Origin of the sequence: Paraburkholderia unamae (assembly GCF_003096875.1) — a bacterium.
Classification (GTDB): domain Bacteria; phylum Pseudomonadota; class Gammaproteobacteria; order Burkholderiales; family Burkholderiaceae; genus Paraburkholderia; species Paraburkholderia unamae.
This window is the reverse complement of the sequence record NZ_QEOB01000001.1, coordinates 301,062-314,116: the sequence shown is the minus strand read 5'-3', so window position 1 is coordinate 314,116 and position 13,055 is coordinate 301,062. Positions and strand designations below refer to the sequence as shown.

Sequence of the window (13,055 nt, the reverse complement as noted above, 5' to 3'; positions counted from 1 at the left end):
TCACCATGCCTTTCTTCCAGTTCGACAAGATCGACAAGCGCGCGGTGCTCGACACGTTGCGCAAGATGTTCCTCGGCTTCGACCGCCCGCTCGCGCTCACGGTGTTCCTGCTGCTGTGCGTGGGCATCGTCACGCTGTACAGCGCGAGCCTCGACGTCCCCGGCCGCGTGGAAGACCAGTTGCGCAACATCATGCTCACCTTCGTGCTGATGTGGGCGCTCGCCAATGTGCCGCCCAACACGCTCATGCGGTTCGCCGTGCCGGTCTACACCTTCGGGATCGCCTTGCTGATTGCTGTGGCGCTATTCGGCCTCACGCGCAAGGGCGCGAAGCGCTGGATCAATGTGGGCGTCGTGATCCAGCCTTCGGAGATTCTCAAGATCGCCACGCCGCTCATGCTCGCGTGGTATTACCAGCGCCGCGAAGGCGTGACGCGCTGGTACGACTTCGTCGTGGGCTTCATCATCCTGTTCCTGCCGGTCGGCCTGATCGCCAAGCAGCCCGACCTCGGCACCGCCGTGCTCGTGTTCGCCTCGGGTCTGTTCGTCATCTACTTCGCGGGCCTGTCGTTCAAGCTGATCGTGCCGGTGCTGATCGCTGGCGTGATCGCGGTGGCCTCGATCGCGGCGTTCCAGGACAAGATCTGCCAGCCACAGGTGAACTGGCCGCTCATGCACGACTACCAGAAGCACCGCATCTGCACGCTGCTCGACCCCACCTCCGACCCGCTCGGCAAGGGCTTCCACACCATTCAGGCGGTGATCGCGATCGGCTCGGGCGGCCCGCTCGGCAAGGGCTGGCTGAAGGGCACGCAGTCGCACCTGGAGTTCATCCCCGAGAAGCACACCGACTTCATTTTCGCCGTGTTCTCCGAGGAGTTCGGCATGGCGGGCGGCCTCGTGCTGCTCACGCTCTACATGTGTCTGATCGCGCGCGGGCTTTATATCGCCGCGAACGGCGCGACACTCTTCGGGCGATTATTGGCGGGCTCGCTCACGATGGCGTTCTTCACCTACGCGTTCGTCAATATCGGCATGGTGAGCGGCATTCTGCCCGTGGTGGGCGTGCCGCTGCCGTTCATGAGCTATGGCGGCACGGCGCTCACCACGCTCGGCGTGGCGATCGGGCTCATCATGAGCGTGGGACGCCAGAAGCGGTTGATGCAGAGTTGAAGGCGCGGCGGGCAACGGCAACGCCCGCCCGCTCGCTCGATGCAGCAAAAAAACGCGCCGGCATTGTCCGGCGCGTTGTCGTTTCAGCGGGTGCTCGCTGGCAGTTACCGGCACTTACTGCGTGGGCGCCGATTTCATCAACTGCGCGCTCAACTGCTGATACTTCAGGCGCGCCACGGGATCGCCCTGCGCCGCCGCCGCCGCGTAGTACGCGCGCGCGACGTTCAGGTTCTTCGGCACGCCGTCGCCGCCGCGCTCGTAGAACGAGCCGGTCACGTATTGCGCGGTCATGTCGCCGCCCTCGGCGGCCTTCTTGTACCAGTAGAACGCCTGCTTGTTGTCGCGCGTGGTGCCGCGCCCGTCGAGGTACTGGTTCGCGAGCGCAAGCTCCGCCTGCACGTGCCCCTGCTTCGCCGCCTTGAGGAACCACTGGTGCGCCTGCACCGGATCGCGCTCGACGAAATCGCCGTCGTCGTACATCTTGCCGTACACGTATTGCGCATGCGACATGTTGGCGTCGGCGGCCTTGCGCAGCCACTTGCGGCCCTCGCCCACGTCGGCGGCGCCGCCTTCGCCGTTCACGAGCATCATCGCGTAGTTGAACTCCGCCAGCCGGTTGCCGCGCTCGGCCGCCGCCTGGAATTCCGTGCGCGCGGCGGAAAAATTGCCGGCGTTGTAGTCGGCAACGGCGTTGGCCGTTTGCGGATCGGACTCGGCGCCCGTCGCGGCGCTGGCCGCGTCGGCCGCGGCGGCCTGATCGGCGATTGCGCTCGCGCCGAGCACCGCGCCCGCGAGGCAACCGATGACAACCGCACGTGTCGTCCGTGCAAAAAGACGCTCGAAAAGCGCTTTCGGGCGCCTCATGATCTCGCCTCCTGGAGCGCCTGGCGTGTCGCGCGCACGAGCCAGATCACGTCGGCGGCGAGCGCGATGAAGCTGAAGCCCATCTCCCGATACTGCTTCGCGCCGGCCGCATCCATGGCGAAGATGCCCGACGCCACGCCCGCGTCGCGCGCGGCCGCAACGATGCGCTGCATGGCGGCGAACACGTCCGGATGCTTCGAGTCGCCGAGATGGCCGAGGCTCGCCGCGAGGTCGGCCGGCCCGACGAACAGGCAATCCACCCCCGGCACCGCCGCGATTTTTTCGACTTCGGCCAGCGCCGCCGCCGATTCGATCTGCACGATCGTCGCGATCTGCGCGTTCGCGCCGTGCAGATAGTCGCGCCGCATGCCGTAGGCCGCCGCGCGCACCACGCCCGCCACGCCGCGCTGGCCGCCCGGCGTGTTCGCATCGGGATATTGCGTGAGGCTCACGGCGCGCGCGGCTTCCTGGGCCGAGGACACGTTGGGAAACATCACGGTGCGCGCGCCCGCGTCGAGCACGCGTTTGACGAGCCAGGGCTCGCAGTCGGGCAGGCGCACCACGGGCTCGGTGGGCAGATGCGCGGCGGCGATTGCGCGTAGCTGCGCGACGGTGTCGGCGCTGTCGTTGGGCGTGTGCTCCATGTCGATCAGCAGCCAGTCGAAGCCGGCGTGCGCGAGCGCCTCGGCGGCGGTCTCGCTGCCCATGGAAAGCCACAGGCCGAACAGCGGCTCCGCCTCCTTGAGGCGTTCCTTGAGGGGATTGGTGAAGGTGCTCATCGCCGTGCTCCCGGCGAGGCTGCGGGGGCGCGCACGGGGCGCGCGGGCGCTTGCGCCCGGCGACGCGGCAGCCGGCAGGTCTCGCTCCGTTATGTGTTATCGGGCCGCGCGCGGGGATGCGCAGGCCTTGCCGGAACGATCATACCGCGACAAAAATTTGCTGGACGGCGCGGAAAACCCGGCCTTGCCCGCAGCGGGAAAGCGGTGAGCGCAGGCGCGTCAGTCGCGCGTGACTTCGGCCCAGCAATTCGGCGTTTCGTACAGACGCAGCTTGTGCAGGCGCAGATTCACGCCGTAGTGCGCGTCGTACACGTTCGCGAGGATGTCGAACGCGATGGCCGCGAGATTTTCCACGGTCGGGATGCGGTCGATCACGACCGTCTTGTGGCCCGGCAGCGTTTCGAGAAAGCCGCGCACCTGCGTATCGCCCTCGAACACGAGGAACGCGTGGTCCCACAGATCGACGAGATGCTGGTTCGCGAGCGACTTCACGTCGGCGAAGTCCATCACCATGCCGCGATCGGGCGCGCCCTCGGTTTCGACGAGGTCGCCTTGCAGCGTGATTTCGAGCACATAGCGATGGCCGTGCAGGTTACGGCACTGGCTGCGGTGGTCGGGGATGCGGTGGCCCGCGTCGAATTCGAGTTTTCGGGTGATCGTCAGCACGGCACTTGTTCAGATAAATTCGCGGAAATCAGGGAATATTCAGGTACTTGTGGGTCTGCATCGACAGGCGCCACTGCGGATGGCGCTTGCACCAGTCGATCGCGAGCTTCGTGTTCAGGTCGCGCGACGGGCCGTCCATGGGCTGTACGAGAAAATACTCGAAATCGAGCTTCGCGTAGTCGGCAAGGCGCTGGTTGTCCTGCGGCACCACCACCTTCAGCTCGTTGCCCTTCGTGACCACGAGCGGCGCGTCGGCCTTCGGGCTCACGCAGATCCAGTCGATGGTTTCCAGCACCGGCAGCGAACCGTTCGTTTCGATTGCGATCTCGAAGCCGGCCGCGTGCAGCGCGTCGACGAACGGCGCGTCGATCTGCAACATCGGCTCGCCGCCCGTGCAGACCACGAAGCGGTTGCCCTCGCCTGCGGGCCACAGCGAAGCGATCTTCGCGACGAGTTCTTCAGGCGTGCGGAATTTTCCGCCATTCTCGCCATCGGTGCCCACGAAGTCGGTGTCGCAGAAGCGGCATACGGCTTCGGCGCGGTCTTCCTCGCGGCCCGACCAGAGATTGCAGCCGGCGAACCGGCAGAACACGGCCGGACGCCCGGCGTTCGCGCCCTCGCCCTGCAACGTGTAGAAAATTTCCTTTACCGCGTAAGTCATGCTGCTGCCTGGTTCTGGCTCATGGGGCGGCCTCGACGGCCATGCTCATGAAAACCGGTTGGTGTCGGGCGCCCTCGCTCAGACCGGCGCTTCCGTGACGTTCTCGCCCGCGAGATACGCTTCGTAGCCACGCTTGCGCAACTTGCAGGCCGGGCACTCGCCGCAGCCGAAGCCCCACGCGTGAAGCTCGGCGCGCTCGCCCACGTAGCAGGTGTGCGTCTCGACGCGCACCATGTCCACCAGCGCCTCGCCGCCGAGCTGTTCGGCCAGGCGCCACGTGTCGGCCTTGTCGAGCCACATGAGCGGCGTTTCCAGCACGAAGCGCGTGTCCATGCCGAGATTGAGCGCGACTTGCAGCGCCTTCATGGTGTCGTCGCGGCAGTCCGGGTAGCCCGAGAAGTCGGTCTCGCACATGCCGCCCACGAGCACCTTGAGCCCGCGACGATAAGCGATCGCTGCGGCGATCTGCATGAACATCAGGTTGCGGCCCGGCACGAAGGTGTTCGGCAGGCCGCTCGCGGCCGTTTCGATCTCGATCTCGCGCGTCATGGCCGTGTCGCTGATCGAGCCGAGCACCGAGAGATCGATCATGTGATCTTCGCCGAGGCGCTCGCCCCATGCGGGGAACGTGCTCGCAATCGCGGCGCGAAAGCCCTCGCGGCACTCCAGTTCGACGCGATGACGCTGGCCATAATCGAAGCCGAGCGTCTCGACGGTCTCGTAGCGCTCGAGCGCCCATGCGAGGCACGTGGCCGAGTCCTGGCCGCCGGAAAACAGGACGAGCGCGCCCTTGGCTTCTGTTCGAGTCACCGTGAAACTCCGTGTATGAGGTTTCCGCGCGAATGCGTTCGTTGCCTGGTTTTTGCTGGCTGGCTTGTGCTACCAGGCTCTTGCTACCAGGCTCTTGCTACCAGACTTTGCCACCAGATCTTGCCACCTGAGGCACCCGGGCGGACCGCCGCGGACAAGGCGCGCCGGCTCAAGCAGTATAGGCCGGGGCCCTCGCACGGGCATCGGCGCACCCTTATACCCTGGATACCGTCGATGCCGGTCTTCGAACTTCTTCGAAGCTCCGGAGATCGAGCACAACGAAAAAGCCCCAGGAATCGAATGATCTCCTGGGGCTGCATTCTGGTGGCCTGGGACGGAATCGAACCATCGACACGCGGATTTTCAATCCGCTGCTCTACCAACTGAGCTACCGGGCCAACGAAGAAAGAAGAGTATAGCTACCTAAACCGCGTTGCGCAAGTGCCTTCGCCAAATTAATTCTGTCAGCGCTTCGTCTTCGCGCCACTGCGCATCAATCCGCGTCATTCGCCCTTGCTCTTGCCGAGGTCCACGCCGAGTTGCTTGAGCTTGCGATACAGGTGGGTGCGCTCAAGCCCCGTTTTTTCAGCCACACGCGTCATGCTGCCGTTTTCGCGCGCGAGGTGGTACTCGAAGTACGCGCGCTCGAACGCGTCGCGCGCGTCACGCAACGGAATGTCGAACGAGATCGAAGCCGTTTGCGTGGCCGTGGCGCCCGCCTGCACGCCGTGCACACCGTCAACGCCGAGCACCGGCAAGGCCGCCGCCGAAGCGACGACCGCGGGACCGCCGGCCGCCGACTTTCCGGCCGCCCCCGCGCTCGCCGACGTGACTGGCGCGGCCGTGCCGCGCGCGAGGCCCTGCTCGACCGCCTTCAGCAGCTTTTGCAGCGCGATGGGCTTTTCGAGAAAGTTGAGCGCGCCGATCTTGGTTGCCTCGACGGCGGTGTCGATGGTCGCGTGGCCCGACATCATGATGACCGGCATCGTGAGCTGGCCTTGTGCAGCCCACTCCTTGAGCAGCGTCACGCCGTCGGTGTCCGGCATCCAGATATCGAGCAGCACGAGGTCCGGCACCGCGCGCTGCCGGAAGTCGCGCGCCTGCTGCGCATCTTCAGCCAGCTCCACGACGTGTCCTTCGTCGCTGAGGATCTCCGAGAGCAATTCCCGGATGCCCATTTCATCATCTACCACCAGGATGGTTGCCATTTACGCTGCCCTTGTCTGCACTGTTGCTTTTGATCCCTGCTCCGCTTCGGCGCGCCCATGCGCCACCCCGGATCGGCCGGGTCCGGGCGTCGCGGCATCCGGTGGGATGTCATCGGCCAGCTGGAGAAAGAGAATCGAGATCTGCGCGCCTTCTATCACATCGCCTGCCTTGAGTCGATTGCGGATGTCGATGCGAGCGCCGTGCTCGTCAACGATCTTCTTCACCATCGCAAGCCCGAGGCCTGTTCCTTTGGCTTTGGTCGTCACATATGGTTCGAACGCCCGCGTGAGGATGCGTGCAGGAAAACCCGGACCGTTGTCCGACACCGTGAGGCGCACCGCAACGCGCGTGCGGCCCTGCGCGTCGGGGTCTCCGTATTCTACGGCGCGTGTCTCGAGCGTCACGCGAGGATTCGCGGTATCGGCCACGGCGTCCTGCGCGTTTTGCAGCAGGTTGTGGATCACCTGGCGCAATTGCGTGGCGTCGCCGCGGATCACCGGCAAGTCCGAGAGTTCGACCTTGATCGCGCTCTTGCCTTCTTCGGCGCCATACAGCGTGAGCACTTCGCTCACGAGGTCGTTCAACTGGAGATGCGCGAGCACCGCGGGCGGCGTGCGCGCATAGTCGCGGAAGTTGTCGACCATCTGCTTCATCGCGGCGACCTGGTTGACGATCGTCGTCGCCCCGCGCTTGAGCACTTCGGCGTCCGACGGCGCGAGCTTGTCGGAGAGCTTCATTTGCAGGCGCTCGGCCGAGAGCTGAATCGGCGTGAGCGGATTCTTGATCTCGTGCGCAAGACGCCGCGCGACTTCGCCCCACGCCACCGAACGTTGCGCCGAGATCACGTCGGAGATGTCGTCGAACACCACCACATAGCCCGAGGTTTGCATGTCGCCCGCGTCGCGACCCGTGTCGGACACGAGGCGCGCGCCGCGCACGAGCAGCGTGAGCGGATCGGTCTCGCCGGGAATGGGCACCGAGAACTGCTGCTGCCAATGGCCACGCGTGCTGTCGCCGTCGCCGCGCGAAGCTTCCTGGTCGGCGAAGGCCTTGCGCACCATTGCGCCGAATTCCGTGAGCGCGCCGATGTGATCGAGCGCGACGCCAAGCTGCGTCTCGAACGGCTGACGGAAGATGCGCTCCGCGCCGGGGTTCGCAGTCGTCAGGCGAAACTGCCGGTCGAACACGAACACGCCCGCCGTGAGGTTCGCGAGAATGCTCTCCAGATACGCCTTCGAATGCTCGAGCGCGACGCGGTTCTTCTCCACGGCCTGGCGTGCTTCGGAAAGCTGGCGCGTCATCGCGTTGAACGACTGCGTGAGGAAGCCCAGTTCGTCGCGCGACTTGATTTCGCGCTTCGGCGTGTAGTCGCCCTCGGTCACTTCCTTCGTACCCTGCGCGAGCAGAAAAAGCGGCCGCGCAAGCTGGTTGCCGAGCGCGAGCGCCAGCATCATCGCCACGAAGGTCGCGAGAAAGAGCGCGAGCGTGAGCGTGCCGATATACATCTTGCGCAAGCCCGTGCGGCCGAGCGCCTTTTCCTGATACTCGCGATAGGCGCGCTGCACGGCGTCGGCGTTGCGCGCGAGCGCGGCGGGCACCGGCTGCTCCAGTTGCAGGAAGCGCTCCGCCGGTTGCAGATCCGTTGTGTTCGCATCGGGAATGCGCGTGACCACGCGCAGGCGCAACGCGCCCTTCGGCCCATGCAGATGCGGGTCGCCGTCCACCTCGCCTTCGATCGCCGCATAACCGCGCCCGCGCGCCTGGTCGAGCATGAGCGGCGTGGGCAGATCGCTCGGCATCAGCGACGAGAAGTTGCTCGACGCCTGCGCCACCACGTGCATGTCCGGCGCCGCGCCCGACATGCTGCGCACCGGCTCGAAGATGGTGGCGTCCTGCACGCCGAACTGGTCGCGCGCGCGCAGGAGCGTGAGCGTGGTGCCCGCCGCTTCGCCGCTCGCGATCTGATCGGCCATCAGGCGCGCCTTGGTTTGCAGGTCGGAGAGCGAGGCGTCGAGCATGCCGCGCCCGAGGTTCAGGCCCGCCGTGAGCGCGGTTTCCACGTTCACGTCGAACCACGACTCGATCGAGCGCGAGACGAACTGGTACGAGACGATATAGATGATGCCGCCCGGCACCACACCCACGAGCGCGAAGAAGAACGCGAGCTTGGCCAGCAGCCGCGTGCCGAACTTGCCGCGCCTCAGGCGCACGACGATCACGATCACGAGCGCCGTGACCACCGACATGAAGATCAGCGCGACGACGATGTTGGCCGCGTAGAGCCAGCCATAGTAGCGGTCGAAGAACTCGGTGTTCGCGCTCGCGGCGGCGAGCAGGACGAGCAGCAGCGTCGCGGTGAACGCGACGGTGGAAACAAGCAGCTTGACGACGACGCTGCTGAAGCTGGTGGCGCGGCGTACTTTATTTAGCACGTTCGGTCACCGTGAAGTTAAAGCGCTTCCAGTCGGAAGCCAGGTTCCAGTCGCGGTTGTTCACGGCGTCGATCTGGAAGGGCTTGGGCATCAGCGCGACGTCGAGCTGCATGCGTACCGAAGCGGTATACGTCTCCCCCGGATGCACGTCGTTGCGCTCGATCACGTGCCACGACGTGACGTGCTTGATGACCGCGAGCGCGTCGGCAAGCGTCGCGAAGCCGAGTTGCAGGCCGCCGCTCGATACGCGGTACTCGCGCGTGAGCGGCTGGAACGACAGGCGAATGCTTTGCGAAACGCTCACCGGTTGTTCGTCGAACCAGTACCAGCGCGCCCGCGTCAGTTCGAAGTCGGTGGTGAAGTAGAGCGGAATGCCCTTGTTGACCGCGTCTTCCAGGCTGCTGTTGAGGTCGAAATCGAAGCGGGCGTCGAGGCTCCAGCCGTTGCCGTCGGCCTGTAGCGACGCGCGCTGCACCGAGATCGAATCGGCGCGCGCCGGCGCCGCGGCCACGAGGCCGACGACGGCCAGCACCAGCCAGATCAGGGCCGCGAGCCGCAGCGGGAAGATGCGTTTGATGGTCACCGTTTCTGAAAGCGCGCGTAGAAGAATCCGTCGTGATCTGCGGTGCGATCGGGAACAGGGCCGGCGTTTGCCGCGACTGCGGCCTGAACATCGGCATCATGCCGAGCCTCGTGGGCTGCGCCGCATGCTGGCCCCCCGGCCGGCGCGCCGTCCGCCGTGGGCAGCAGTTGCCCCGGCGCGTCCAATCGTACCGCATCCGCGTGGGTGCTTTCAAACCAGCGCGCCTGCGCCTCGCCTTCCTCGGGGAAGATCGAGCAGGTCACGTAGAGCAGTTCGCCGCCCGGCTTGACGAGCGGCCACAGCGCGTCGGCGATGCGGCGCTGCTCGGCGGCAAGCGCCGCGATGTCGCTCTCGCGGCGCAGCCAGCGGATGTCCGGATGGCGGCGCACGATGCCCGAGGCCGAGCACGGCACGTCGGCGAGGATGCGGTCGAACTGCTCGCCGTCGTGCCACGCGGCGGGATTGCCCGCGTCGCCCACCACGATCTTCGCGCGGCGCAGCGGGTGCACGGAATCGTCCTCGGCAAAACCGAGACGCGCGAAGTTCTCGCCGATGCGCGCCGCGCGCGCGGCATCGCTCTCCAGCGCGACCAGGTCGATGTCGGCCAGCTCAAGCAGATGCCCGCTCTTGCCGCCTGGCGCCGCGCACGCGTCGAGCACGCGCATGCCGTCGCGCACGCCGAGGATTTGCGCGGCCACTTGCGCACCGGCGTCCTGCACGGACACGTCACCGGCCGTGAAGCCCGGAATGCGATCGACGGGCAACGCGGCGGCAAGGCGCACGGCGTGCTCGCCGATCTGGCTTGCGGCGATGTTTTCGGCGGCGAGCCGCTGTACGTAGTCGGCGGCGCTCGAGCGGCGCGCGTTCACGCGCAGCGTGAGCGGACCCTGTGTGTTGCCGGCGGCGAGTATCGCCTGCCACTGCGCGGGCCACGCGGCGCGCACCGCGTCGATCCACCAGCGCGGGTAGTTCCAGTGCGCGGTCTCGTCGGCCTGGGCGGCGGCGAGCGCCGTGTCGCGCTCGCGCAGGAATCCGCGCAGCACCGCGTTGACGAGTCCCTTGGCGAAGGCGATCTCGCGGCGCGCCCCCACGGCGCGCACGGCCTGATCGACGACCGTAAATGGCGTGTAGGCGGCGCTCGCCTCGTCTTCCACGAGCAGCGCGAACGCGCAGGCAAGCAGGTTCTGGACGTGCGGCGGCGGCGCCTTGCTCACGCGTTGCCGGATCAGCCAGTCCGCGGTGCCGAGCCGCCGCATGGTGCGATAGGCGATGTCCTGCACCGCGCCGCGCGCGACCGGCGCGAACTCGCCCGGCAAGGCGGCGAAGGTGCTCGCGAGCGCGGCGGGCAGCGCCGCCCCGGCGCGCACGCTGCCAACGGCATGAGCGGCCAGATCGAGGGCGAAACCGAGCGACTCCGGGGCCAGATGCACGGGCTGATGGGCCGGTGCCGCGCCTGGCCGGCGTGCTGGCGTTGCGGAACCCTTTTTGCCGCGGTTCGGTGCGGCTGGTCGCCGGGATGAGCTGGATGTCATGAGAAACCGGATGCGGGCCGCAACGAGGCGGCATCAATGAAGCACAAGCGAGCCATTGTAGCGTGGCGAGCGCGCAACACTGTTCAGTCGCGCGATCCCCGTTGACCATGGCGCGGTCGCCGGCAGGCCGACGGCGAAGCCGTGGCAGACGAGCGGGATACATATTGGCGGATATCGACGGATGGCTCGCCGCATCATGATCAGCGAAGGCGCATTTGCGCGCCGCCCCGTCACGGCCATCATGAAACCACTCGGGAAAAGACACGACATCGCGTTCCTCGCCTTCCTTGCGCTCTTTTCCGTCTACCAGCAGGGACGGGGGAAGGTGTTCTCGCCCTTCTGGGACTACAAGGTCTACGCCTATGCGCTGGACCAGTTCAGGCGCGGCGCGAATCCGTACAACCCGCACGGCTTTCCGTTCGTCTATCCGCCGGCCTTCCTGAATCTGTTCTCCCATGTTCCGTTTCATGGGTTCTATCTCGCCTTCGTGTGCGCGTCGCTCGCGTGCCTCGCGTACAGCCTCAGGCATGCGGACTTCGTGGTGGCTGGCGCGCTCGGTTTTTTCACTGGCGGCGCGGGCGTGGGCGGCATCCTCACGGGAAACTTCGCCATCTTCGCGCACCTGCTCATCATTGCGCTGTTCTATGCGGCATCGACAGGAAAAAGCAGCGCGACGGCGAAGCACTGGCTGCTGGCTTTTTTCATCGCTCTTTTCGCCGCCATCAAGATCTACTTCCTGACCTACGCCCTCGTGTTCTTTTTCGTTCCCAAGGGCATGCGCTATCTGCTGGCCGTGCCCGTGTGCGTTGCGCTCGCAACCATCGCGCAACTCGTGCTCGAACCGCGCCTGTGGACCGACTTCGAAACCCTGCTGCGCTGGCAGATGCTCACCCAGAACGATTCCGGGCTCGTGCTGTTCGGCATGCTCGAGCAGCACGTTCGCGCCCTGAGCGCCATCGAGGACGTGCTGATCTACGAGCTCGTCGTCGTCGCGCTATTCATCGGCGCGGTCAATCCGTTTCGCGCGCCGCGCCTCATCGCCGCCGAAAAGGTGCCCGGCAGACTGTTCTATCTCCTCGCGTTCGCCCTCGCGCTCAATCCGCGCATGAAGGAATACGACATCGCGCCGTTTTTTGCGTGCTGCTATGTCTCGCTGTTCCAGAGCAGCACCCGCGATAACCGGCTCGATCGCGCGTTCTTCTATGCCGTGCCGCTGGCGTTCGTCGCCGCGTGGGTCATCGTCAAGTTCGGGCACGTGTACTACGCGCTCGACGTGGCCTGGTTCATCGGCGTCTATTTCGTGTTCGTCGTGGTGTCCCTGCGGCAGCGGGCGCTGCGGCTTGCCGGGCACGCACACGCGCGGCATGCGGACCGCGATGCCCACGCCACCGGCTAACCGGGCGGACGGTCGCGCATAAAAAAACGCCTCCGAAGAGGCGTTTTTCGTGCAATGCCGTGCGCAGCCCTAGCGGCGGCCGGCGGCCATTTCCATCAAGCGGCGGATGCGCTCTTCCGTGGCCGGGTGCGTGCTGAACAGGTTCGCGATACCGCCGCCCGAGAGCGGATTCATGATCATCATCTGCGCCGTGGCCGGATGCGCCTCCGCGGTCTGGAACGGAATGCCCTGTGCGTAGCGATGGATCTTGTCGAGCGCCGAAGCGAGTGCCTGCGGGTCGCCCGAAATCTCCGCGCCGCCGCGGTCGGCCTCGAACTCGCGCGCACGCGAAATCGCCATCTGGATCAGCGCGCCCGCGATCGGAGCGAGCAGCGCCACGGCAATGCTCGCGATCGGGTTGGCCGGACGGCCGTTCTCGTCGCGGCCGCCGAAGATCATCGCGAAATTGGCGAGCGCCGAGATCGCGCCGGCCATGGTCGCCGAAATCGTCGAGATGAGGATGTCACGGTGCTTCACGTGCGCGAGTTCGTGCGCCATCACCCCGCGCATCTCGCGCTCGGACAGCACCCGCAGGATGCCCGTGGTCGCCGCGACCGCCGCGTGCTCGGGGTTGCGGCCCGTGGCGAAGGCGTTGGGCGCGTCCTCGTTGATGAGGTAGACGCGCGGCATGGGCAGGCCCGCGCGCGTGGCCAGATCGCGCACCATGCGGTAGAACTGCGGCGCCGTCGTTTCGTCGACTTCCTGCGCGTTGTACATGCGCAGGACCATCTTGTCCGAATACCAGTACGAGAAGAAGTTCATGGCGAGCGCGAAGAACAGCGCCAGCATCATGCCGCGATGCCCGCCGATCAGCCCGCCAATCGCGATGAAAAGGGCCGTAATCGCGGCCATCAACATCGCGGTCTTGACCCAGTTGAACATGTGCTCTGCTCCTTCACCCACGAGGGGATC

Annotated in this window: 12 protein-coding genes and 1 tRNA gene; 2 read left to right on the top strand and 11 right to left on the bottom strand. The window is 66.2% G+C overall.

The window, feature by feature from the left end; translation table 11 throughout:
- Positions 1 to 5 precede the first annotated feature (5 nt).
- Entirely contained in the window at positions 6 to 1,172 is a 1,167-nt protein-coding gene (rodA, locus tag C7402_RS01425; protein WP_112170099.1) for a rod shape-determining protein RodA, read from the top strand.
- A 114-nt stretch (positions 1,173 to 1,286) separates the two neighbouring features.
- Here rodA and C7402_RS01420 read toward each other — a convergent pair whose 3' ends face one another.
- The 10 genes from C7402_RS01420 to rsmB all read right to left on the bottom strand — a co-directional run bounded on the left by C7402_RS01420 (position 1,287) and on the right by rsmB (position 10,708).
- On the bottom strand, positions 1,287 to 2,036 hold the full coding sequence (locus tag C7402_RS01420; RefSeq protein WP_116609396.1) for a tetratricopeptide repeat protein: 750 nt from the start codon (positions 2,034 to 2,036) through the stop codon (positions 1,287 to 1,289).
- A complete protein-coding gene (locus C7402_RS01415; RefSeq protein WP_116609395.1) occupies positions 2,033 to 2,815 on the bottom strand; it encodes an HpcH/HpaI aldolase family protein in 783 nt (260 codons plus the stop codon). Before C7402_RS01415 ends, C7402_RS01420 begins: the two co-directional genes overlap by 4 nt.
- 219 nt (positions 2,816 to 3,034) lie before the next feature.
- Positions 3,035 to 3,478 carry a 6-carboxytetrahydropterin synthase QueD gene (queD, locus tag C7402_RS01410; protein WP_112170294.1) on the bottom strand — a complete coding sequence of 148 codons (444 nt, stop codon included), beginning with the start codon at positions 3,476 to 3,478 and terminating at the stop codon, positions 3,035 to 3,037.
- Between the two features lie 31 nt (positions 3,479 to 3,509).
- Positions 3,510 to 4,142 carry a 7-carboxy-7-deazaguanine synthase gene (queE, locus tag C7402_RS01405; protein ID WP_116609394.1) on the bottom strand — a complete coding sequence of 211 codons (633 nt, stop codon included), beginning with the start codon at positions 4,140 to 4,142 and terminating at the stop codon, positions 3,510 to 3,512.
- A gap of 78 nt (positions 4,143 to 4,220) precedes the next feature.
- Entirely contained in the window at positions 4,221 to 4,952 is a 732-nt protein-coding gene (queC, locus tag C7402_RS01400) for a 7-cyano-7-deazaguanine synthase QueC (protein ID WP_112170095.1), read from the bottom strand.
- 322 nt (positions 4,953 to 5,274) lie between these two features.
- Positions 5,275 to 5,350, bottom strand: a tRNA-Phe gene (locus C7402_RS01395).
- A gap of 105 nt (positions 5,351 to 5,455) precedes the next feature.
- On the bottom strand, positions 5,456 to 6,160 hold the full coding sequence (gene esaR / locus C7402_RS01390) for a response regulator transcription factor EsaR (RefSeq protein ID WP_116609393.1): 705 nt from the start codon (positions 6,158 to 6,160) through the stop codon (positions 5,456 to 5,458).
- A complete protein-coding gene (locus C7402_RS01385) occupies positions 6,161 to 8,593 on the bottom strand; it encodes a sensor histidine kinase (RefSeq protein WP_112170093.1) in 2,433 nt (810 codons plus the stop codon).
- Complete coding sequence (locus C7402_RS01380) at positions 8,583 to 9,176, bottom strand: DUF4390 domain-containing protein (RefSeq protein ID WP_112170092.1); 594 nt, start codon at positions 9,174 to 9,176, stop codon at positions 8,583 to 8,585. Before C7402_RS01380 ends, C7402_RS01385 begins: the two co-directional genes overlap by 11 nt.
- Positions 9,173 to 10,708, bottom strand: a complete 1,536-nt coding sequence (rsmB, locus tag C7402_RS01375; protein WP_116609392.1) for a 16S rRNA (cytosine(967)-C(5))-methyltransferase RsmB — start codon at positions 10,706 to 10,708, stop codon at positions 9,173 to 9,175. The genes C7402_RS01380 and rsmB overlap by 4 nt, the downstream gene beginning before the upstream one ends.
- Before the next feature lie 181 nt (positions 10,709 to 10,889).
- Here rsmB and C7402_RS01370 point away from each other — a divergent pair, with 181 nt between their 5' ends.
- The gene (locus C7402_RS01370; RefSeq protein ID WP_116609391.1) at positions 10,890 to 12,104 is read left to right on the top strand and encodes a hypothetical protein; all 1,215 of its coding nucleotides are present in this window, start codon (positions 10,890 to 10,892) and stop codon (positions 12,102 to 12,104) included.
- Between the two features lie 69 nt (positions 12,105 to 12,173).
- On the opposite strand, the gene htpX is transcribed toward C7402_RS01370, so the two are convergent.
- Positions 12,174 to 13,025: a zinc metalloprotease HtpX gene (gene htpX / locus C7402_RS01365; protein WP_112170089.1), complete on the bottom strand. Its 852-nt coding sequence runs from the start codon at positions 13,023 to 13,025 to the stop codon at positions 12,174 to 12,176.
- Positions 13,026 to 13,055: the final 30 nt, after the last annotated feature.